Source organism: Anabaena cylindrica UHCC 0172 (assembly GCF_034931625.1).
GTDB lineage: Bacteria > Cyanobacteriota > Cyanobacteriia > Cyanobacteriales > Nostocaceae > Anabaena > Anabaena cylindrica_A.
The window spans coordinates 1-22,790 of the sequence record NZ_JAYGGY010000111.1; the positions used below are offsets into that span (position 1 = coordinate 1).

The window sequence follows — 22,790 nt, forward strand, 5'->3', positions numbered from 1 at the left end:
TTCTTACTTCCTTCTTCCTCCTGACTCCTAGCCCTAACGAAAAGACTTTTATGGCTTACGCCACGCTATCAGCAAACCCTATCTAGTAATATTTACCCTGATTACTATTCAAGTATGACTAAGAGGAAATATACTGTGATAGAGTCTTAGCTAAGGTAGTTTTTGGTACTGCACCAACAACAGTATCAACTTGCCGACCCCCCTTAAATACCATTAAGGTAGGAATGCTACGAATACCATAATGACTGGCAACTGTGGGGTTTTGGTCTGTGTTCAGTTTCACCACTTTTACCTGTCCTTCATATTCAGCAGCAACTTCATCAACAACGTTTGCCAACATTCGACAAGGGCCACACCAAGGGGCCCAAAAGTCAACTAAAACTGGAGTCTCACTCTCCAACACCTCTTGCTTGAATGTGGCTTCTGTGACATTGGTAACAGTCATAGTTGTTCTCCTGATTTGATTCAGTCATTCGATCAGATCGAATAAACTTGAAAGCTGGATATTTTTTTCATGCACACGGGAGGTGATCCCCAGGCATGAATCGGAACGCAGATTGTGGGCTAGGATTAGCGATAATCAACAACTTAAATATTCAGTTATCTAGCGATTTTACCGCATAAACCGATTTTATCGAGGTTTCAATTACTTAAATCATTATTACAATGCGTCTTTACACAGATACGGTGTTATTACCTAAAGGTTAAAATAAGAGCAGAAAAATCATGAGAGGCATTTATGATGAGCGATCGCGACTATACATTAATTATTGATAAAAGTGGTAGTATGTCCACCCCTGACCAAGCAGGTGGTAGAAGCAGATGGGAAATAGCACAAGAATCTACCCTCGCTTTGGCTAGAAAGGCCGAACAATTCGACCCTGATGGACTCACAGTTTACGTCTTTTCCGGCAGATTTAAACGTTATGAAAACGTTACCTCAGCCAAAGTAGCACAGATATTTCAGGAAAATGACCCTGCTGGTACAACCAACTTAGCCGCTGTGCTAATGAATGCACTCGATAATTACTTTCAGCGCAAAACCGCTGGACAAACTAAACCAAATGGGGAAACAATTTTAGTCATTACCGATGGTGAACCAGATGATCGCAAAGCGGTATTTGAAGTCATCATTAACGCAACTCGACAAATGGAACGGGACGAAGAATTAGGAATTTCTCTGATTCAAGTAGGATCAGATTCTCAAGCTACAAAATTTCTCAAAGCTTTAGATGATCAATTGCAAAGTGTTGGCGCTAAATTTGATATTTGTGACACCGTAACCTTAGATGATTTAGAAGATATGAGTCTTGCAGATGTCTTGATGAATGCCATCAATGACTAGGAATTAGTCATTATTTGTGACCATAAACCCTAAAAATTATTTTGGATACAACTTATCCAAAATAGCAAAAATAACTACTGAAAACAGGAGAATTATAAATGTTAGAAAATCGGGATTATACACTAATTATCGACCATAGTGCTAGTATGGCAAAACCATCAGATAAAGGTGATCAAAGCAGATGGTTAGCCTTACAGGAATCTACATTTGCCTTAGCTTGTAAATGTGAACAATTTGATCCTGATGGTATCACAGTTTATCTATTTTCACGAAAATTTGAACGTTTTGATCATGTAACTTCTGCTAAAGTTTCACAGATTTTTGAAGAAAATATTCCCGCTGACACTACAAATTTAGTCGGTGTACTTCAAGATGCTATTAATAACTACTTTACCCGTAAAGCTGCTGGTCTAAGCAAGCCCAATGGGGAAATAATTTTAATCATCACTGATGGCAAACAAGATGATAAGCAAGCAGTCTGTGAAGTCATAATCAATGCCACACACCAAATGGAACACGAAAAAGAATTAGGAATTTCAATTATTCAAGTAGGCTCAGATCCTCAAGCCACAAAATTTCTTAAAGCTTTAGATGATAAGTTGCAAACCGTTGGTGCTAAATTTGATATTTGCGATACCATTACTTTAGAACAATTAGAAGAAATGAGTCTCACCGATGTCTTGATAAATGCGATAAACGACTAATTTGATTTTATAGATTTTGCGTCATAATGGGAGGATTTAGAAATGCTAGACAATCGGGATTACACTTTAATTATTGACAAAAGCGGTAGCATGGCTACCCCAGATCAAAAGGGTGGGAGAACTAGATGGGTGACAGCCCAAGAATCTACTTTAGCTCTAGCTAGTAAGTGTGAGCAATTTGATCCAGATGGAATCACTGTTTACTTATTTTCTGGACGATTTAAACGTTATGAAAATGTCACAGCTAGTAAAGTTGTGCAAATCTTCCAAGAAAATGACCCTTCCGGTACTACTGATTTAGCAGGTGTTTTAAAACACGCGACTGATGATTATTTGCAACGCAAATCTAGCAATCAAACTAAATCAAATGGGGAAACAATTTTAGTTGTTACTGATGGAGAACCAGATGATCGTAAAGCTGTAATGAAAGTAATTATAGAAGTTTCTCGTAAGATAGATCGAGATGAGGAATTAGCTATTTCTTTTATTCAAGTTGGTGCAGATCCTAATGCTACTCGCTTTCTCAAAATCTTAGATGATGAATTACAAAGTGCAGGTGCAAAATTTGATATTTGTGACACAATTACAATGGAAGATATGGAAGATATGAGTTTATCTGAAGTACTACTAAATGCAATTAATGACTAGTTATAGACATAATTAGGACTGAAAGCAATGGATTCCATTGATAAGTTATTAGCTGAACTTCAGGCTGAATATTTAGAAGCAAAACCACAACCGCAGCAACAAATAATTCCAGTTAAACCCTTTATTTCTTCTTCAGCCAAATCAAATTCTTTGATAGATAACTTGTTATCAGAAGTCAAAACTGACTTTCTGGAAAAAGATGCTGCGGAAGAATTGAAACAAAAACAAGAATTAGAACAAGAAAAAAGTCGTCAAGCACAATTAAAAGCCAAACAATTAGAGACTTTGAGGAAGCGAGCAAAAGATTGGTTATCTAAATTAGATCCATTCTCACCCGAAGGGCTTTGGTTTGAAAGGTTCGCTGAAGCATACCCGTCAAAATTAGAAGCAGCAATTGAGTATCTACAAACCAATGAATAAAATTATTATTTGGTCATAGTTAATGGGTAATTATTGCTGTGTTCTACTTTTACAAATTACAAATTGCTATTTTGATGATCATTAATCGGAGATAAATTCTGAATAGCCCATTCGTGCATTGCATAGAGAATTGGTTTGAGACTTTCTCCTAAAGGTGTGAGTGAATATTCTACCTTAGGGGGGATTTGCGCGTAGATTTCTCGGTGTACAATCCCATCCTCTTCCAATTCTCTCAGTTGCTGAGTGAGCATCTTTTGAGTAATCCCGTGTAAAGAGCGTTGCAACTCGCCAAATCTTTTCGCGCCTGTAATTAATTCTCTAATTATTAATACCTTCCAACGTCCACCGATTACCTTGATAGTGTTTTCCACTTCACAAGTCAGCCTATTTACACTATAGTTTTCTGCTTCTGCTTTCATAGTTACTTTTTAGTAAGTATAGTACTTTTAAGTGCCTACTATTCATAGTAGTTGTACATAGGTTAAAGTCAATAGTAAATTAGAGGAATAAGGAGAACACTATGAACCAACCTGTAATTGCCGATAAAAAACCTGCGGTTTTAGAACTAGAAGCAGGTACTTATTACTGGTGTAGCTGTGGACAATCTCAAAATCAGCCTTTTTGTGATGGTGGTCATAAAGGTAGCGAATTTACACCCCAGGTTTTTGAATTAACTGAGAAGAAAACGGTGGCATTATGCCAATGTAAACATACAGCTAATGCTCCTTTTTGTGATGGCTCTCACAGTAAACTTTAAGCTGTAATTGGAGCAAAAATAAACAGAAGTATTTTTTGGGGCTGGCAATTATCAGTTAAATCATGACTGTTTAAAAACTCAATAGCCCCTTTTTTTTCACCTCTTTAGAGAATTGGTAAAGGGGTGTTTTGTTTTGTAAGTAAGGGGACAGAATTAATTACACAACTGATTGTTCTGTTCCCTCTCTCAACGAGTGAATTTAATTTTGTCTTATTTTCATACCTTAGAGAATATTTGAAAAGTTTGTGGTCTTTTTAAGGGGAATAGGCTTCCCAAAGTCCTCTTTAGTTTTTAAAACATCTTTTGAGATGCTGTTAAGGTACTTCAATGGGAATTAAAGTATTTTCCGGTAAGTAGCTGTGAAAACAACCTTCATCTGCTAGAACTAACAGCAGACGCAGGGGATAATCTGGAGGAACTTGCAAATCTGCCCAAGGTATTGCTATTTCTAAACAAGTATCTAAAGCAGCTTGGGCGCGACTAACACGAGGATACCATTGATAGTTGTCTCCTGCTTCTCGAAATTGAATTGATTGTGTAAGTAAGTTAATTTCTAGATGATGGTGAAATAGATAATTAACTGGCGATATATCTGGTGCTTCTGCCAAAGGTACGGGGCTGTTAACCATTGTTCTATCTGGATAAAACCAAAGCAAATTTAATTCTGGTGGTAGTTCTTTTCCTGGTGCAATGCCACTTTTAAAGTCTACCCGCAAATAAAAATTCAGGTGATCTACTCCATACCAAAGTCTCTGAATGAGGCTGCTGTTGTGCATTGTTCCCCGTGCGCCGCCAATTTCTAAGCGTCCGGCTTTATCCCAGTCTTGTTCATCACCTTTGCCATCAATAACTGGATGAATAAAGCCTTCTGGTAGATGGTCTGCCCGTGCGGTATGGACTTCTAAAGGGTTTTGCAGATAGGCGGGTATGGGTTCATTTAAGGCTTTATAAATGCCATAGAGATGTTCACGAAATAACTTGTCAAAGATGGCATCTTGATTTGAGGAATGTCCTTCACCAAACCACCAAAACCAGTCGGAACCTTCGGCGGCGTATAAGGATTCCCACGCTGCGGGGTTGTTCTCTTCTGTGGCTTCGTGGTGATTGGCTAGAACTTGTCTGGCGTGGGTGAGGTAGTCCCAGGCGCGATTTTTGGCGGGATCACCTATCCAGGTGGTGAAGCTACCATCTACCCAAGAACCGCTATGGAGTTGTTCTCCGGGAATAGTGGCTGTGGGGGGAAATTTTTCTAGGAATTCGGAGACGGTGACGAGTTTGATGTGGGGTTCGTCACTTAAGCTTTGATATAGGGTTTCTAGGAAGGGTTTACCGTCTTGGGGATAAAATTCCCAGCAATTTTCGCCATCTAAGGCGATGGTAACTAACCAGGGCTGTTCACTGGGGTTTTCTCTTTGCATTTTAGCGATCGCTTGCAAATGTCCTACTAAGTCAGCTGTCGCCTGTTTTGGTGACATCGAACTGTATGTAAAACCAATCAAATCTGATAATCTATGGTCACGGAAAACGATGGAGACATCACCGCTAGGAGTTTGCAACCGATAGGGACGATAAAGCAATTCTGGTTCCATCACATTTCCCGCCCCATCTCGATGGAAAAAGTGCTTCAGCGTCCACCCCAAAACGGCTTCATCTGAACAAATCCATTTAAAACCTTGTTGAATAATATACGGTAAAGTTTCTGGACTCACTGACTGTTCAGAAGGCCACAAACCACGGGGATTTTGCCCAAAACGGTCTTGATATAAATCCCAGGCTTTCTGTAAATGACGGGGAATATCTTCTGCCCATTGAAAACGATAGTTCGGTAAGGTCATGTTAGGCACTGCTACCCGACCGGCATTGGTATCCGCCAACAAAGGTAAAATCGGGTGCGTGTAGGGGGTTGTAGTCACTTCTAATTGCCCTGTTTCCTGCATTTTCCGGTGTTGGGGAATAATGCGACTGAGGATTTGGCGTTGTTTAGAATAAATGCGTTGGCGATCGCTTAAAGTGAAATTTCGTCCCTGTTCTAACCAAGCTGCAATCTCCGGATCATCCCAAAACAGCGGATCAATCCAAGCTAAATTATGCCAAGCTAGTAAATCGCCGTAATCTGAAGCTTGCCAATTTGCTAAACACCAACGTTGTCCCTGTTCTTGCCTTTGGCAGTACAATTCGGCATAGCGAGGATGAGGATCAATTAATGTATGGTGATTCGCATCAAAAAAATGCTCAACAATAAATTCCCGCTGTTCTGTGGTTAACTTTTCCACAGGTGTCAAGCTGGCTGTCAGGTAAGGATCAAAGGCAGTACCAGCAATATAATCTTCTAGTTGTAATATCAAAGACGGGACTAAATTCACCGTTTGGTGTAACTTAGGATACTTTTCTAACAGCAATATCAAATCCAGATAATCTTTAGTTCCATGTAACCTTACCCAAGGTAAACGGTAGTGCTGGCTAAGAGAACCCGTACCACTGCTGCTAGGAGACTTGTACAGTGGCTGATGTTGATGCCAAATAAAAGCGACATAGAGAGGGTGAGACATAGGGAGTGATCAAGTAATGGGGGGAATTGGGTAATAATTTTGAATTATCAATGATGGTAATTGGTAATGGGTAATAGGTAATAGGTAATTGGAAAAATGACTTTCCCATCCTCCCCACTACCCAATACCCAGTAACCATTACCCAGTCCCCAATCCCCAATCCCTAGATAACCTGTTCGATTTCGGAAATTTCGGGAATCATTTCTTTAAGACGGCGTTCAATACCCATTCTCAGAGTCATGGCTGAACTGGGACAAGAACCGCAAGCACCTTGTAACCGCAGTTTTACAATCGGGCCATCCAGTTCTACTAGTTCCACATTACCTCCATCAGACATCAGGTAAGGGCGCAATTCATCTAATACGGTTTCTACGTTTTCAGTTGTCAGTTCCAGAGTTGCCATAGTTTTAGACCTGTTAAATTAATGATTGGGGTGAAATTTGGAGTTGAGGAATTTTATCCTTGTCCCAAAATATCCAAAATTGATGCTTTTGCTGATTTAAATCGATCCTAGATCCAATTGTCGCTATATTGTCAGTTATCTGTTTTTGATCACTAAAGCAGCTTGATATTAGAGTAGGTAAAATTAGTGATGGCATCAGCCGCATTCAAGGAAACATCACTAATACCATTTTCATACTCTTCTCCTACTTTCTTCGTCATGATGTAATGATCATCAAATTCTTCATAGGTGTCTGTAAATTTCAGCACGCTGCTAACTTCATTGGTTTGAGAGTCGCAAAACACCACATCATAGCGATTGGCAATATATACTGCAAACGGGTCAAACTTGGACTTATGTCATACTGACCGTAACGTAGTGCAGGGAAGTATCTCGGAGATTCTTCACTTCGTTCAGAATGACACTTTTAACCCGTTTTTAGTATAACCAGCACCTATATGAGCAAAGCTATAGGACCCATGACTCGATTTTATTGATAAATTTGGCGATCGCAGATTTTATACTGTAAATCTATTTTAGAATTGAGTTTCTATCTCGCACTCAATAGGGGAAAACAACACAGGTTGTTGATAAAGTGGCACTGTGAACGTAACTGTTGAGCCAAGTCCTTCGCCTAAACTATAGAAATGTACTTCACCTCCCATGGCCTCTATCAGCTTTTGGGATATGGTTAGTCCCAAACCTGTGCCACCGTAATGGCGAGTGCGGGAACCATCCACCTGAGAAAATAATTGAAATAATTTATCTTGTTTATCTAAAGAAACACCAATACCCGTATCTGCCACTCTTACCTTTACCATGCCGGGTAAGGTCGGTGATTGTAATTTGCCTTTGCCTTTTTTGAGGACTAAATCAGCACTAATGGTGACACCACCTTCGTTAGTAAATTTCAGGGCATTGCCTACCAAATTCAGCAACACTTGTAATAATCTCCGGTAGTTACCTTGGACGATGATTTCATCGGATGTAGAAGGCATTTGTATCTGAAAGCTGAGGTTTTTCATCTCCGCTTGGGGACGCACAAAGTTGTCTACATCAGTGAATAACTCATTGAGTCTGACAGGACCACAACGGATGTCCATTTTGCCAGCTTCTATTTTGGCAAAGTCTAAAATATCATTGAGAATACTGAGGAGATGGATGGATAAGTCATGGGCATCTTGTACAAACTCATGCTCTTCTGGCCCATCTGCCATCCCTTCCAAAATCAGCTTTAATAACCCAATCATGCCGTTGAGAGGGGTACGAATTTCATGGGATACGTTGGCCAGAAATTCGCTTTTTAGGCGTGAAGCATCTTCTGCTTGTTGCCGAGCCTCTTCTAGTTCTTTATATAAAGTAGCATGAGCGATCGCAGTTCCTAGTTGGTCTGCTAGTTCTCTACTTAATTCCAGTTCGGTTTCTGTTAATACATGGCATTCATTGCTTAAGCTTAAGGCAAATAAAGCATTCGCTTGGTCTTGATAGCAAGTAGCCACCAGCAAAAATTTTTGTTTCTGAGAATTATTCGGAACTGGAAACTCTATCACCATCGGTTCTAAAGTTGCCAAAACTTGAGCAAAAGCAGGCTCAGAAGATATGTCTATTTCTGAGCCAATCATGGGATCTAAGCCTGGTTGGTGATACTCTGCGATTACCTGAACTTTCGTTATATTGGGCTGATAAGGACAGATAACACAGCGTTCTACTTTGAGTACCTTTCCTAAACTATCAACCGTTTGCTGCCAAATAACATCTAAATTCAGTGTCCGCCGAATATTTCTGGTGATTTTATTTAATAATTTTTGGTGTTGCTGCGATACCTGCTGCATTCTCGGCGAAGGTAAAGTCAGTTCTGGCTGTGAAGGCTTTCTAGATTCCTGATTCACTTCTTGAGTGTTGACTCTAGCTTGCAACAACCGCCCCATCACCAAAACTGTCGTCGCGACTTGACCCAATCGCGGCATAATCGGAGTAATTGTCAACTCCAACTCTAATAAATCCTGACTGCATTTAAACCAGCACTGAACCCTTTCTGGAACTAGATTTGTTAAAATCCGGTGCAATCTTTCTAGATAGGCAACGTCATCTACTGGACTAAAGTTTTTATGCTTATTAAGCACATCAAGTATTTTCTCAGTCTTGAAATCTAGGAATTCGCTATGCTGCCAATCAAATGTCAGATAACGCCCAGTCCTATCTTGCGTATATACCAACTCAGATCCGAGAGTTGCTAATAAGCTATCCGTGCTGCGGTTGATAGATTCCAGGTTCTGAGAAAATAAGTTCGCCAATTGGGTGTTCGCAGTAATAGTCATTAATCGAGTTGGATAGACAAATTGCTTTCCACCGTAGTTGTACTAAAGCTATTTAAATTCTGGCATAAAGTTTTACCGCTTTTACATTTTCGATTGTGTATTTTTGACTTTTTTGGAATCCGGAGCCTTAAAATTTACATTTCTTATCATCAAGGGCTACAAGGGGCGGAAATTGATAGCTAATTTCAATCGTTCCATTCACCACGAGGAGGAACTGGTGTCCGCCTAGGAGTGCGTGTTAACTCATCATCTCTAGGTACATCTCCCCGCAACCACTGACGGATAGCAACCTCAATCACTTTACTGGGATCATTGGTAAGATGCTGAATTTGCGCTATTAACTCAGAGTCTAGGCAAACGGCTATTTCTACCTTATCGGGGTGTTTTTTTTCCACATCGGTAGGTTTTTCTTGCATATTCATGGGTTTAAATGCTCTGAAATGTTTTTGTTTAAAGCTATGTCAAGCAATGATATTGATGATTTAGGCTATTTCACTGGCAAATATTAAAAGTACAGTTTCATAGCTCACGGAAATAGTAGCAAAATAACAGGATTAGATTCTAAGTGGCAATTTTCATAAAAATGCTCAGTAAGTGGGAGAATCAGGGACTTTAGCTTTTTTTTAATATGCTTCGACGTGGCTTACTAGTCATAACATGGGCGGATTTAAGCGCTGTTACGATTACATGGCAGTTGCTTGATTTGGTGTAATTAATGCTTATTTATTGTATGCTCTTGGTTGAAGAATACTAGCAGCTATAATTTAGACTTTCATAATATTCTTAAAAATTCACCTATCTAGAGAGTGGGGATTGAGGAAGTACTCTCCCACCAATCACCAATTATCAATTACTCATTGCCTAAGAAAGCATTAAAATACATTAAGTAAATAGCTTTAACTTTTGTTTGCTGCTGAAGCAAAGATGGTATATGACTGACGTTCCCGCAGTTCGCATTCGTAACTTTTGTATTATTGCTCACATTGACCACGGGAAATCTACTCTCGCTGATCGCCTGCTACAAGCCACTGGGACTGTAGAAAATCGACAGATGAAGGAACAGTTTCTCGATAACATGGATCTGGAACGGGAGCGTGGCATTACGATTAAGCTGCAAGCTGCCCGGATGAACTATACTGCTAAAGATGGCCAGCAGTATGTTTTGAATTTAATTGATACTCCTGGACACGTAGACTTTTCTTATGAAGTATCCCGTTCTCTGGCTGCTTGTGAGGGTGCTTTATTAGTAGTGGATGCTTCCCAAGGTGTAGAAGCACAAACTTTGGCCAATGTCTATTTGGCACTGGAGCATAATCTAGAAATTATCCCAGTTTTGAATAAAATAGACTTGCCAGGAGCAGAACCTGACAGAGTAATTGGTGAAATTGAAGAAATTATTGGTTTAGATTGCAGTGGTGCAATTCTGGCTTCTGCTAAAGAAGGAATTGGTATTCCGGAAATTTTAGAAGCTATTGTCGATCGCATACCACCAGCACCAGATATCATGAATGAACGGTTACGGGCGTTGATTTTTGATAGTTACTATGATAGTTACCGGGGCGTAATTGTTTACTTCCGGGTGATGGATGGTAGTGTAAAAAAAGGCGATCGCATTCACTTGATGGCATCTGAGAAAGAATATGATATTGACGAGATAGGCGTTCTTTCTCCCACCCAAAAACAAGTTGAAGAACTACACGCTGGAGAAGTGGGCTATTTAGCCGCATCAATTAGGGCTGTAGCTGACGCACGGGTAGGAGACACCATTACCCTAGCTAAAGCCAAAGCCACAGAAGCTTTACCTGGTTACACCGAAGCCAACCCCATGGTTTTTTGTGGGATGTTCCCCATTGATGCTGATCAATTTAAAGATTTGCGAGAAGCTTTAGAAAAACTCGAACTCAACGATGCAGCCCTGCATTATGAACCAGAAACTTCTAGTGCAATGGGGTTTGGCTTCCGTTGTGGGTTCTTAGGTTTGCTGCACATGGAAATTGTCCAGGAACGCCTAGAGCGTGAGTATAACCTAGATTTAATTATCACAGCCCCTTCAGTGGTTTATAAGGTAATCACCATTAAAGGTGAGGAGGTATACATTGATAATCCTAGTCGTTTACCTGAACCTAATGAACGCCAAAGAATCGAAGAACCCTATGTGAAAATAGAGATGATTACTCCTGAAACCTACGTTGGCGCTTTAATGGAGTTGTCGCAAAATCGCCGGGGTATCTTCAAAGATATGAAATATCTCACCCAAGGACGAACCACACTCACCTATGAGTTACCTTTGGCAGAAGTAGTCACAGACTTTTTTGACCAAATGAAATCGCGATCGCGCGGTTATGCCAGTATGGAATATCATATCATTGGCTACCGTGAGAATCATTTGGTGAAGCTGGATATCATGATTAATGGTGAGCCTGTAGATTCTTTAGCAATGATTGTTCATAGAGATAAAGCCTACAATGTCGGCAGAGCAATGGCTGAAAAGCTGAAAGAACTGATTCCCCGTCATCAATTCAAAGTCCCCATTCAGGCATCTATTGGCAGTAAAGTCATTGCTAGTGAACATATCCCAGCTATGCGGAAAGACGTTTTAGCTAAATGCTACGGTGGTGATATTAGCCGCAAAAAGAAACTCTTACAGAAACAAGCTAAGGGTAAAAAGCGGATGAAAGCAGTAGGTACAGTGGATGTACCACAGGAAGCATTTATGGCTGTACTGCGTTTAGATCAAAATTAGGATCACGTCTTTGGTTGAAGGGGAAAAGGGAAGAACAACCTCTAACCTATCCCCAAACCAACTGACTAACTGAGATTTTCCTCTCATTACGAATTACCTTGCGGTTCTATTCCCAAAGCTCTTAACTGCGCTTCTAATTGTGGCAGTGCGTTGTTTGGCGGTTTAGGCTTCCTACTGGGCTTGTTATACGCTTTCTGTACCTGTGGGTAAAATGTTTCCGGCTTTCTCGCACCAACGCAACCAAATATCTTGTTTCCCCTCAAATACTCCTGCCCACAAAGTTAAACCTAATTCTGCACAATCGCACTCTTTGGGTATTTTACAATCCCACAGTTCCCTAAGTTTGATAACTCTGATAAGCTTTATCAAAATCTCAAAAATTAAAAAATTAAAAAATTTTAGTAACAACCCTTATCGTCATCATCAGACTTGTATTTTGAGACAAATATAGTTTTTAAAAGTTTTTTTAAGTTTTGTAAATCATCGGGGAGTTGCGTAAATGAAAATACTAGTACTGAGTTGGGAATTTCCACCAAGGATAGTGGGAGGAATTGCCCGTCATGTAGCAGAATTATACCCAGAACTGGTGCAGCTAGGACATGACATTCACCTGATTACACCTGAATTTAATCAAGCATCGCTGTACGAAGTAATTGAGGGTATTCATGTTCATCGCGTACCAGTAGAACAAGGTAACGACTTTTTTCACTGGGTAGCAAATTTAAACGACAGTATGGGAGATCACGGTGGTAAATTGATCCTAGAGGAGGGCGGATTTGATATTATTCATGCCCATGATTGGTTAGTTGGAGATGCAGCGATCGCACTCAAACATACTTTTAAAATCCCACTAATTGCTACTATCCATGCGACAGAATACGGCCGCTACAATGGTATTTATAATGACACACAAATGTATATTAGCGGTAAGGAAAAGTTATTAACTTACAACGCCTGGCGGATTATTGTGTGTACTGAATATATGCGTGGAGAAGTAGTGAGAACACTACAGAGTCCTGGAAACAAAATAGATGTTATTTATAATGGTATCCGCCCCGAAAAAAAACAACATCACAAAGATTTTCATGCTCAAGATTTTCGTCGCCAATTTGCCGCTGATCATGAAAAAATAGTTTATTACCTTGGCCGGATGACCCATGAAAAAGGTGTACCTGTATTACTTAATGCGGCTCCTAAAGTGCTTTGGCAAATGGGAGGATATGTTAAATTTGTAATAGTTGGTGGTGGTAATACCGACCATCTTAAGCGTCAAGCTGGGGATTTAGGAATTTGGGATAAATGTTATTTTACTGGTTTCCTATCTGACGAATACTTGGATAAATTCCAAACAATTGCAGACTGTGCAGTTTTTCCGAGTCTTTACGAACCCTTTGGTATTGTTGCTTTAGAAAGTTTTGCTTCTCGTGTACCTGTAGTAGTTTCAGATACGGGGGGTTTTCCGGAAGTAGTGCAACATACCAAAACAGGAATCGTGACTTGGGCAAACAATTCTGACTCTTTAGCTTGGGGAATTTTGGAAGTTTTAAAAAATCCAGGTTATCAACAATGGTTAGTAGATAACGCTTATCAAGATTTAGAACGACGTTTTCGATGGCCGAAATTAGCCAAACGGACAGAGGCTGTATATGAAAGAGTATTAAGAGAGCGATCGCAAATTGATTGGTAATTGATAGGTTATTTAACACAAAGCAAAACTGAGGTTTTTGCAGAGTAGTAGCGAGAATTAAAAATTACTCTGGATTTTTGGCGTAAAAAAACATTACAAGTCCTGTACGCTGGGAATTTTACCCTTTCTGGTGAGAGAGTTAGCAATAATTGCTGTTTGCGCCAAAAAATTAGTATGACAAGAGCATTCCCCATAACAAAGCGTTTGAAGAATGCAAGAACTATGTTGTTGAGGATGGTAAACCGCATCATAAACCGTCTCACAGCAAACTTGAAGCGCTATTTTCGAGACATCACTACCGATGTCCGTCCTCCCTCAGCGAAAACAGGTTATAAATTGCCCCTTTTAGCCGGCCCTGTGCATAATTTGGGTGGGGGAGGTAATGATGTCGATGACGCTATCCAGTGGATGATTAACAGTGTCAGGGGCGGTTCTAACTCCGACACCAAAGTAAATGTTTTAGTGATTCGCGCTGCTGGTGACGATAATTACAATCAACTAATTTATCGCATGAGAGGGGTAAATTATGTAGAAACTTTAATCATTAGTAACAGACAAGAGGCAAACAGAACTGATATTTTTGATAAAGTTAGAAATGCTGGTGTAATTTTCTTTGCTGGTGGTGATCAATGTGAATATATTCGCAACTGGAAAAACACAAAATTAGAAGTTGCCGTCAAATCAGTTTACGATAAAGGTGGTGCTATTGGTGGGACAAGTGCAGGTGCAATGATTCAAAGTGAATATATTTATGATTCTTGCGCTTGTGAAGACAGCATTGAAAGTACAGAGATGCTTAATGATCCTTATCGAAATGTCACCTTTAGCTATAACTTTTTCCAGTGGAAGTATTTACGAAGAACCATCATTGATACCCACTTTGATGAACGCAAAAGAATGGGTAGAATTATGGTATTCATTGCGCGTCAAATTCAAGATGGTGTCTCTGCAACTGCTTTAGGGATAGCAATTAGTGAAGAAACATCTTTGCTTGTTGATAAATACGGAATTGCAAAAGTTATGGGTAAGGGTGCAGCATATTTTGTTTTGGGAGATCATCTACCAGAAGTCTGTCAACCTGGAAGTCCTCTCACTTTTTCTGACTACAAAATTTGGAGAGTCCCCAGAGGTGATACTTTTGATTTAAACAAAATGCCAACTAAAGGTTATTATCTCAGAAGTGTGAAAAGAGGAAGATTTGACTCAGATCCTTATTAATTGGGTAGAGTACGAAATTTGGCATAACCAAAAATCAAAAATTAGTAGCGCTTGCTGATAGCCTAGCGTAAACCATAAAAGTTTTTGGCTAAAGAGTAGGAGTCAGTAGGGTTAAAGCGTAATGCTTATGAGTATCAACTTAAGCTCAAATCCTTACATATCTTGTTCCCAGTCTCTGACTGGGAATACTATCACAGAGGCTCTGCCTCTATTCTCATTGATAGCACAGCGTTAGCCATAGGCATAGACTTCTAGAATTCATTCCCCTACTCTGTATGGGAACAAGAAAATCTGAAAAAGTGAAATATTTTAGCGTAATTACTTATTGAATAACTACTCATCTGTAAAGTAATCAGAATCTATTTTTTTAATCTCGTAAATAGATACTGTAGAAACCCCCACATGATTATCAATCATCAATTGGGCTAATTCCTGTCCATCTATTAACACAATTTTACTATCTATTATAGATACATATTCTCTGGCTTCTTGGGAAAATCTAGAAGTAGTTATAAAAACACCTTTTCTAGCCCTTTGTCCATGTAAAGCCCCGACAAACTTTTGAATTTCTGGTCTACCAACAACAGTATTATCCCATCTTTTAGCTTGAATATAAACAATATCTAAACCTAATTTATCTTCTTTAATGATACCATCAATTCCCCCATCTCCACTTTTACCAATTGCTCTACCAGCATCACGCCTTGAACCACCATAACCCATTTTTACTAATAAATCGACTACCAATCGTTCAAAAAAATCAGGTGAACAACTTTTTACACGGTTTAGTAATTCTAACTCTAATTCTTTTCTAATTTTCTGATATCCAAATTCTATAGATTCTTGGGGTGTGGTTTCCGAGATTTCTATAATTTCCGGTTCTGATTTATCATTATCTTTTTTTGTAGTTTTAAATTCTATAAACTCAGGAAATTGATTAAGAAACTTGAGATTAATTTCTGATGGATTTCGAATTAATATATTCTTACCTCTATCAGTAATTTGAAAAAATGGATTTAATGTTATATCGAGTTCCAATACTGCTCGGTTAAGGCTCAAAAGTTATTATATGGTAGGTTGGGTTGAGGCACGAAACCCAACATTATCAAGGATTTTGTTGGGTTTCGCTGTCGCTCAACCCAACCTACATTTCCTTAACCGACAAGTATTGTATCGAGTTCCTACAGATTTAGAAATATTGATGTAAATTTTAGTAGGGATTTTAACTCAAAATTAATAAATGTAACTTTCTAACTTCTTCCTTTGCGTCTTTGCTCCTTTGTACCTTTGCGCGAAACAAATTATTTTTATCAAACCCCCTGCAAAAAACAGAGGGAATAATTAAACCTTACGCTTTCGGTTTAAAAGTTGAAGCAACGTGCAGTTCTTTCAACTGTTTTGCGTCTACACTTGAAGGAGCATCTGTTAATAAACAACGTGCTTGTTGAGTCTTAGGAAAAGCAATCACATCACGAATTGATTCTTCTCCAGATAACAACATTACTAAGCGATCTACACCGTAAGCAATACCACCATGAGGAGGTGTACCATATTCAAAAGCTTCTAGCAAAAAGCCGAATTTGCTTTGCGCTTCTTCAGGTGATAAACCAATAGCTGCAAACACCTGTTCTTGAATTTCGCGCTGATAAATCCGCAGACTACCACCACCAATTTCAAAACCATTAAATACCAAATCATAAGCTTGAGCGCGGGCGGTTTTCAAGTCGTTGATATCATCAGGATGAGGTGCGGTAAATGGGTGGTGTAATGCTTCCAGACGTTTTTCACCTGCATTCCATTCAAACATGGGAAATTCTGTAATCCAGAGTAAGTTAAGTTTATCTGCTGGAATTAATTTAAATTCTTTAGCGATAAATTGGCGAATTCTGTCTAAAGTTTTATTGACAGTGACAGTATCAGCCGCTGCAAATAATAACAAATGTCCGGCTTTTGCACCTGTACGTGTGAGAATTTCCTGCTTTTGTTCTGGTGTTAAATTGTCTTTAATTGCGCCAATCGTGTCAATTTCGCCATTTTCCCGAACGCGGATATATGCTAATCCTTTAGCACCAGCTTCTGCTGCTTCTTTGAAGATGTCTCCACCTGGTTTAATACGAACATTAGAAATTGCATCGTTACCGTTAGGAATGGGGAGAATTTTGACGATACCACCGTTAGCAATAGCTTCTCTAAAAACTTTAAAACCAGAATCTTTTAAAATATCGGAAACATCAACTAATTCCAAACCGTAGCGGGTATCTGGTTTATCACTTCCATATTTCGCCATTGCTTCGGCGTAGGGAAGACGAGGAAAGGGACGAGGTAAATCAATTCCTTTAACGGTTTTGAAAATATGACAAACTAATTTTTCGTTAAGTTCAAGAATTTCATTTTCGCACATGAAACTCATTTCCATGTCCAATTGTGTAAATTCTGGTTGTCTGTCTGCGCGTAAATCTTCATCTCGGAAACATCGCGCAATTTGATAGTATCTGTCCATTCCCGATACCATCAATAATTGTTTGAATAGTTGCGGTGATTGGGGTAAAGCAAACCATTCACCTTCATTAACTCGACTGGGTAAGATATAATCTCTCGCACCTTCAGGAGTGGAACGGGTGAGAATGGGGGTTTCGACTTCGATAAAACCTTCTAAATCTTCCAAGTAGCGACGCATAGATTTAACGACTTGATGACGCAGTTGCATATTTTGCGCCATGCGTTCCCGTCGTAAGTCTAAATAACGATATTTTAATCGCAATTCTTCCCGCACATTTTCGGTATCAGCGATGGAAACTTGGAAAGGTAATTGTTTGCGGACAGCGTTGAGTAGTTCTATTTTATCAGCATAGATTTCTACTTCGCCGGTGGGGATGCGGGGGTTGAGTGATTCGTCGGGACGTTGTGTTACTCTACCAGTAATGGCGACAACATATTCATTCCGCAGTGCGTTAGCCTGTTCGTATGAGTCTGGGGTGCGTTGAGGATCGCTAACGATTTGGACAATTCCCGTGCGATCGCGCAAGTCTAAGAATATCACACCACCGTGATCGCGGCGACGGTCTACCCATCCGTAAAAAGTAACAGTTTCTCCAATATCCTCTTTTCGGAGTTCGCCGCAATAGTGAGTTCGCATAATAATTAGTTCTTTTTTTCCGGGCTAGATGGGTGAATAAATGTCAAAGCTTTCCCATTATCTAGCATCAACACTAAATTATAGTCATTTTGGGGGAAGAAAAATCTTCTTTTTAGGAGTCAGGAGTCAGGAGTCAGGAGTTCAGGAGGAAGAATGAATTTTTCTCCCTGCTTCCTGCTCGCTACTCATTTTCTTCTTCACTGTCACCTGTTACCTGTTAACTGTTACCTCAAACCGTAACTGCTTCCCGCACTGCGACTGGTTCACCAGTTAGGCTAAAAGGACGAACTTCGGTAATTTTTACTTGGACTAATTTTCCTTGCAGTTCGTTGATATCACCGTTGAAGAAGGTTAAACGATTACCTCTTGTGCGTCCCATTACTTGGGTTTTATCCTTGGTATTTTGGGTTTCGACTAGGATTTCTTCAATTCTGCCAAAGTAACGCTGCGATCGCTCTGCTGCTTTGACATTAACTAAATGATTGAGTCTTTGCAAGCGATCGCTCTTGACTTCTTCACTCAGTTGATTATCCCACAAAGCCGCAGGTGTACCGGGACGGGGTGAATAAGCCGCAGTATTCAACAAATCAAAACCAATATCATCCACCAATTGCATCGTATTTTCAAACTGCGCTTCCGTTTCCCCCGGAAAACCCACAATCGCATCGCCACTAATTGACGCATCTGGCATATAACGGCGAATAGTATCAATAATCCGGCGATATTTTTCGTGAGTATAACCCCGTGACATCGCCTTCAAAAGCTCATTATCCCCAGATTGAAAAGGAATATGGAAATGTTCGCACACCTTCGGCAATTCCGCACAAGCCTTAATTAGTCGTTCTGTAAAATAACGAGGATGACTGGTAGCAAAACGCAATCTTTCCACCCCTGGCACATCATGTACATAATAGAGTAAATCTGTCAAGGTATGCAGGTGACGACCTTCAGGAGTTGCACCTGGTAAATCTCTCCCGTAAGCATCAATATTTTGACCTAAAAGCGTAATTTCTTTATAGCCTTGTTTCCCCAGTTCTTCCATTTCCGCGCGAATAGCTACTGGTGTCCGAGATTGTTCGACACCGCGCACGTTGGGAACTACACAATAAGTACAACGCTCATTACAACCATAAATTATATTTACCCAAGCCGTTACCTGACTATCTCGGCGTGGCTGGGTGATATCTTCAATAATATGCACTGCTTCTGTAGCAACAACTTGATTGCCCTCAAAAACAGACTCTAGCAAATCTTTGAGCCGATTAGCGTGTTGAGGTCCCATCACCAAATCCAATTCTGGCACACGTCGCAATAATGCCTCACCTTCTTGTTGGGCAACACAACCAGCAACAATTAAAGTTAAATCAGGCTCTTCGTGCTTGCGTTTTGCTTGTCTCCCCAGATAAGAATATACTTTCTGCTCGGCATTATCCCGAATCGTACAAGTATTGTAGAGAATTACATTTGCATTATTGGGATCTTCTGACCATTCAAAGCCCATCTCTTCTAGTATGCCAGCCATACGCTCTGAGTCGGCTTTATTCATTTGGCAACCGAAGGTAGTAATGTGGTAGCGGCGGGGTGAAGTGGTCATGGGGAATTACGCTTAATCAATATCATGTATTTTAAGTCTATTTACCATTCTATCGAAAGCGATCGGCTTATAGCAGGGAACATCACCTGAAACTATTGTTAGTGGAAGTCTCCAGTAAGTTTACTTAAATTTTGGAATGACTCTCTATATCATACAAATAATTATTGGTCAATCCGTCTTTAGACAGATTTACGCCTATTCCTCCAGGTAGATGAGGTATAAGAGAAATAAGTTATATCTTCAATGGTGAGACATTGATAGGATTTCCTTGGGTGGAAACTACATAGTTGTTCAAGCTTTCCTTGCATAATTACAGCTAACCTATAAACCAATTTCTCTGCCATATAACCCTCCCTTCAAAAGAGGCATTAATGACTTCAAAATTATCCATCCATAGGTTCTAATTGTTTATAGAAACTATGGATGGATTTTTTTTTACCACATTAGCTCTGAATTAATTTTTGGAAGCTTTGCTCATGCTTAATATCATCAAAATCTATATCAATTGCAGCATCTTCCTTGTAACTAGGTTTAAGTTGAATTGCTATTTGTAGATTTTCTATAGCTAATTCTACTTCTCTCTGTAGCGCATAACAAGCTGATTTATTGTAATAAGCACTAGAATAGTCTGATTTTATTTCTAGGGTTTTGTCAAAATCAGCGATCGCTTCGTCATCTCTCCCTAATCTTACCAAGGTGTAACCACGTTTATCTAAAATCTTCGGTGAATTGGGTTGAAATTGCAGCGCTTGATCAAAAGATGCAAGTGCATCCTCATAACGTTCTAATTCTATCAAAGACAAACCCCGATTTAACCAAGCTACACCATCATCTGGCTGAATTTGGGTAGCTTTATCAAAACAGTTAAAGGCTTCTTTATGTTTTCCTAAATTACCGCAAGCAACACCAATATCACACCAAGCTTGATGATAATCAGGTTTAATTTTGATAGCTTGGTTATAGGAAGCAATAGCTTCTTTATAGCGTTTTAGTCTATTCAAAATTATACCACGTTTGAGCCAAATTTCTGCATCATCAGATTTGATATTTATCGCTTGCTCATAAATATCAAAAGCATCTTCATAACGTTTTTCTAAAAACAGCATATCTGCTTCTTTGACATAATCATCAGCAGAAACTTCTGGTTGCAGTGGTTCTGATATTATTTCCGGTTTTGGTATAGTTGGTATAGGATTAACTTCTTTTAACTCTTCTAGAATAGCATCTTTACGCTGTTGAGCATCTAGTTTTAATTCTGAAAGTTGGTTAATAAATTCAGCTTCTAATTTTTCTAACTTCTCCAAAGTGAGATTTCGTTGTTTTTGAGCATCAGTTTGAATGTCTGAAAATTGAGAAGTAAATTCTCCACCAGATATTTCTAAATTATCAATAATTTGCTGTTGATGAAATTGAGCCGCATTCTGTAATTCCAAAAGTTGAGTCACAAATTCGGATTCTAACTTTTGTAAATTTTCTAAAATTATCAATTTGCGTTGTTGAACATCAGCCTGAATATCTGAGAATTGAGAAGTAAATTCTCCACCAGATATTTCTAAATTATCAATAATTTGTTGTTGACGAACTTGAGCCATATTCTGTAATTCTGCCAGTTGATTTACAAGTTCAGAATCTAATTTTTGTAAATTTTCTCGAATCAGAACTTGTTGTTTTTGAATATCAGTTTGAATGTCTGAAAATTGAGAAATAAATTCCCCACCAGATGCTTCTAAATTATTAATAATTTGCTGTTGACGAACTTGAGCCGCATTCTTTAATTCTGCCAGTTGGTGAGAGAATTCTAATTGTAAATTAACCAAACCATCACAGACATTATCTTTTTGGGTTTGAGCATCAGTTTGTAATTCAGTAATCTGTGATTTAAACAAATTATTTAATTTTTCCAAATGCTCTATAGTTATATTTTTTTGAGTTTGAGCATCTAGCTGAAATTGAGATAATTCAGCAGTAAATTCTGACTGCGATTTTGATATACTTTCAAAAGTATAATCTTTGTGCTGTAAAGCTTCTGACTCTAACCCATGAATTTGAGATATCAACTGAGAACGAGATTGTTTAATATCACCAACAGCAATATCTTTTTGGTTTTCAAGTTCTAACTTCAGTCTAATAAATTGAGCAACTAAATCAGCTTCTAATTTTTTAGCATTTTCAATTGCAATTCTTTGTTGTTGACTAGATAAATTTAATTGTTCTAATTGAGTGTTTAATTTGAATTCTAAATTGCTGATATTTTCTTGAGCAGATTCAACTTCACGTTCTAATGCTGTTAAAAATTCTTGTTTTGATTTTGGTAAATCAGATAATAAGATAGATAATTTATTCTCTTCACCTTGAACTTTTTGTTGAAGATTGTTAACTTCTTGTCCTAATTCATGGGTAAGATTTTGAGAGATTTTAACCAGGTTTTCCGCATCTTGATTAACTGTAATTAATCGAGTTTGCAACTTTTCGATTCCTTTTACTTGTTGCATTGCTCGCTCAACAATTTCCCGAATTATAGCTTTACGCAACAACCACAATGTAGCAATCAAAACTACTGGAAACAAACTTAAGATAGTTAACCAGATATTGAGCAGGGTATTTGTGCGAGTGAAAGCACGCTCAAAGTCTGACTGTACTTGCTTTTGAAGTTTGGTTTCTGTTCGCAGTCTGGTTAATTCTTCCCGTTCCTGATTTGATAATACCTGAGCATTAGCGGATAGTTGGAGTTGTCCACTGACAAAACCAGTAGATATCAGCAAGGGTGATAATAAAATTGCACTTTTTAAAGCCAGAGTTGAGATTATGGGGTTTTTGCTCTTCATGACAACCTTCCCTATCCGTTGGATTAGTTTTTGCAGCGGTCTGCCTATATGCCATCTATGATAGATGATGGGTGTGGGGTTGCTAGATTTCAGAGCAGTTGTTTGATTTTAGCAGATTAGTGGAGAGATATGCGCTATTTGAGGATGTAACTATGAAACAATCAAAGAAAGAATATCTAGAAGCTAAAGGTTGGAAAGTTGGAACAGTTGCAGAATTTCTGGAACTAACTCTAGAAGAAGCAGTTTTAGTAGAAATTAAATTAGCACTTAGTAGCGACAGTAAGACAAAGGAAAAATCTTAATCTCTTATTGCTGTTGAGTCGGCAATAGTTTAAGATATCTATAATTACCATCTAAGAGCTAAAATAAATTCTGTGCTGGATTACATCACTGCAAATCTTCCA

Annotated in this window: 22 protein-coding genes; 10 read left to right on the forward strand and 12 right to left on the reverse strand. The window is 38.9% G+C overall.

What is annotated here, in order from left to right; genetic code table 11:
- Nucleotides 1-118 precede the first annotated feature (118 nt).
- Nucleotides 119-445 carry a thioredoxin gene (gene trxA, locus VB713_RS24660; RefSeq protein ID WP_323314132.1) on the reverse strand — a complete coding sequence of 109 codons (327 nt, stop codon included), beginning with the start codon at nt 443-445 and terminating at the stop codon, nt 119-121.
- A gap of 294 nt (nt 446-739) precedes the next feature.
- Here trxA and VB713_RS24665 point away from each other — a divergent pair, with 294 nt between their 5' ends.
- From VB713_RS24665 to VB713_RS24680, 4 genes are all read left to right on the forward strand, one after another.
- The gene (locus VB713_RS24665; protein WP_323314133.1) at nt 740-1,345 is read left to right on the forward strand and encodes a VWA domain-containing protein; all 606 of its coding nucleotides are present in this window, start codon (nt 740-742) and stop codon (nt 1,343-1,345) included.
- A 98-nt stretch (nt 1,346-1,443) separates the two neighbouring features.
- Complete coding sequence (locus VB713_RS24670) at nt 1,444-2,049, forward strand: VWA domain-containing protein (RefSeq protein WP_323314134.1); 606 nt, start codon at nt 1,444-1,446, stop codon at nt 2,047-2,049.
- A 42-nt stretch (nt 2,050-2,091) separates the two neighbouring features.
- Nucleotides 2,092-2,697 (forward strand): VWA domain-containing protein, encoded by a 606-nt coding sequence (locus VB713_RS24675; protein WP_323314135.1) that lies wholly within the window; start codon nt 2,092-2,094, stop codon nt 2,695-2,697.
- 27 nt (nt 2,698-2,724) lie between these two features.
- Nucleotides 2,725-3,117 (forward strand): salt stress protein, Slr1339 family, encoded by a 393-nt coding sequence (locus tag VB713_RS24680; protein ID WP_323314136.1) that lies wholly within the window; start codon nt 2,725-2,727, stop codon nt 3,115-3,117.
- 56 nt (nt 3,118-3,173) lie between these two features.
- Here the strand turns inward: VB713_RS24680 and VB713_RS24685 are convergent, their stop codons facing one another.
- A complete protein-coding gene (locus tag VB713_RS24685) occupies nt 3,174-3,536 on the reverse strand; it encodes a helix-turn-helix domain-containing protein (protein ID WP_323314137.1) in 363 nt (120 codons plus the stop codon).
- Between the two features lie 101 nt (nt 3,537-3,637).
- Between VB713_RS24685 and VB713_RS24690 the strand changes: the two genes are divergently transcribed.
- A complete protein-coding gene (locus VB713_RS24690) occupies nt 3,638-3,874 on the forward strand; it encodes a CDGSH iron-sulfur domain-containing protein (protein ID WP_323314138.1) in 237 nt (78 codons plus the stop codon).
- A 314-nt stretch (nt 3,875-4,188) separates the two neighbouring features.
- Here VB713_RS24690 and VB713_RS24695 read toward each other — a convergent pair whose 3' ends face one another.
- The 5 genes from VB713_RS24695 to VB713_RS24715 all read right to left on the reverse strand — a co-directional run bounded on the left by VB713_RS24695 (nt 4,189) and on the right by VB713_RS24715 (nt 9,605).
- Nucleotides 4,189-6,423: a glycoside hydrolase gene (locus VB713_RS24695; RefSeq protein ID WP_323314139.1), complete on the reverse strand. Its 2,235-nt coding sequence runs from the start codon at nt 6,421-6,423 to the stop codon at nt 4,189-4,191.
- Between the two features lie 163 nt (nt 6,424-6,586).
- Nucleotides 6,587-6,817 carry a NifU family protein gene (locus VB713_RS24700; protein WP_042466033.1) on the reverse strand — a complete coding sequence of 77 codons (231 nt, stop codon included), beginning with the start codon at nt 6,815-6,817 and terminating at the stop codon, nt 6,587-6,589.
- 161 nt (nt 6,818-6,978) lie between these two features.
- The gene (locus VB713_RS24705) at nt 6,979-7,173 is read right to left on the reverse strand and encodes a DUF3386 family protein (protein WP_323314140.1); all 195 of its coding nucleotides are present in this window, start codon (nt 7,171-7,173) and stop codon (nt 6,979-6,981) included.
- Between the two features lie 228 nt (nt 7,174-7,401).
- Complete coding sequence (locus VB713_RS24710; protein WP_323314141.1) at nt 7,402-9,183, reverse strand: GAF domain-containing sensor histidine kinase; 1,782 nt, start codon at nt 9,181-9,183, stop codon at nt 7,402-7,404.
- A 185-nt stretch (nt 9,184-9,368) separates the two neighbouring features.
- The gene (locus tag VB713_RS24715) at nt 9,369-9,605 is read right to left on the reverse strand and encodes a hypothetical protein (RefSeq protein WP_323314142.1); all 237 of its coding nucleotides are present in this window, start codon (nt 9,603-9,605) and stop codon (nt 9,369-9,371) included.
- A gap of 509 nt (nt 9,606-10,114) precedes the next feature.
- On the opposite strand from VB713_RS24715, the gene lepA reads away from it, so the two are divergent.
- Complete coding sequence (lepA, locus tag VB713_RS24720; protein WP_323314143.1) at nt 10,115-11,926, forward strand: translation elongation factor 4; 1,812 nt, start codon at nt 10,115-10,117, stop codon at nt 11,924-11,926.
- 183 nt (nt 11,927-12,109) lie between these two features.
- Here the strand turns inward: lepA and VB713_RS24725 are convergent, their stop codons facing one another.
- Nucleotides 12,110-12,295, reverse strand: coding sequence for a hypothetical protein (locus tag VB713_RS24725; RefSeq protein ID WP_323314144.1), 186 nt, complete (start codon nt 12,293-12,295; stop codon nt 12,110-12,112).
- 130 nt (nt 12,296-12,425) lie between these two features.
- Here VB713_RS24725 and VB713_RS24730 point away from each other — a divergent pair, with 130 nt between their 5' ends.
- Nucleotides 12,426-13,613: a glycosyltransferase family 4 protein gene (locus tag VB713_RS24730; protein ID WP_323314145.1), complete on the forward strand. Its 1,188-nt coding sequence runs from the start codon at nt 12,426-12,428 to the stop codon at nt 13,611-13,613.
- A 174-nt stretch (nt 13,614-13,787) separates the two neighbouring features.
- Nucleotides 13,788-14,831 carry a cyanophycinase gene (locus VB713_RS24735; RefSeq protein ID WP_323314146.1) on the forward strand — a complete coding sequence of 348 codons (1,044 nt, stop codon included), beginning with the start codon at nt 13,788-13,790 and terminating at the stop codon, nt 14,829-14,831.
- Between the two features lie 333 nt (nt 14,832-15,164).
- Here VB713_RS24735 and VB713_RS24740 read toward each other — a convergent pair whose 3' ends face one another.
- On the reverse strand, nt 15,165-15,869 hold the full coding sequence (locus tag VB713_RS24740; protein ID WP_323314147.1) for a restriction endonuclease: 705 nt from the start codon (nt 15,867-15,869) through the stop codon (nt 15,165-15,167).
- 31 nt (nt 15,870-15,900) lie between these two features.
- Between VB713_RS24740 and VB713_RS24745 the strand changes: the two genes are divergently transcribed.
- Nucleotides 15,901-16,038 carry a hypothetical protein gene (locus tag VB713_RS24745; protein WP_323314148.1) on the forward strand — a complete coding sequence of 46 codons (138 nt, stop codon included), beginning with the start codon at nt 15,901-15,903 and terminating at the stop codon, nt 16,036-16,038.
- Nucleotides 16,039-16,179: 141 nt separating this feature from the next.
- Here the strand turns inward: VB713_RS24745 and aspS are convergent, their stop codons facing one another.
- The 3 genes from aspS to VB713_RS24760 all read right to left on the reverse strand — a co-directional run bounded on the left by aspS (nt 16,180) and on the right by VB713_RS24760 (nt 22,386).
- Entirely contained in the window at nt 16,180-17,967 is a 1,788-nt protein-coding gene (gene aspS / locus VB713_RS24750; protein WP_323314149.1) for an aspartate--tRNA ligase, read from the reverse strand.
- Between the two features lie 229 nt (nt 17,968-18,196).
- Nucleotides 18,197-19,561, reverse strand: a complete 1,365-nt coding sequence (gene miaB / locus VB713_RS24755; protein WP_323314150.1) for a tRNA (N6-isopentenyl adenosine(37)-C2)-methylthiotransferase MiaB — start codon at nt 19,559-19,561, stop codon at nt 18,197-18,199.
- 443 nt (nt 19,562-20,004) lie between these two features.
- A complete protein-coding gene (locus VB713_RS24760; protein WP_323314151.1) occupies nt 20,005-22,386 on the reverse strand; it encodes a tetratricopeptide repeat protein in 2,382 nt (793 codons plus the stop codon).
- 152 nt (nt 22,387-22,538) lie between these two features.
- Between VB713_RS24760 and VB713_RS24765 the strand changes: the two genes are divergently transcribed.
- Nucleotides 22,539-22,688: a hypothetical protein gene (locus VB713_RS24765; RefSeq protein ID WP_323314152.1), complete on the forward strand. Its 150-nt coding sequence runs from the start codon at nt 22,539-22,541 to the stop codon at nt 22,686-22,688.
- Nucleotides 22,689-22,790 lie beyond the last annotated feature (102 nt).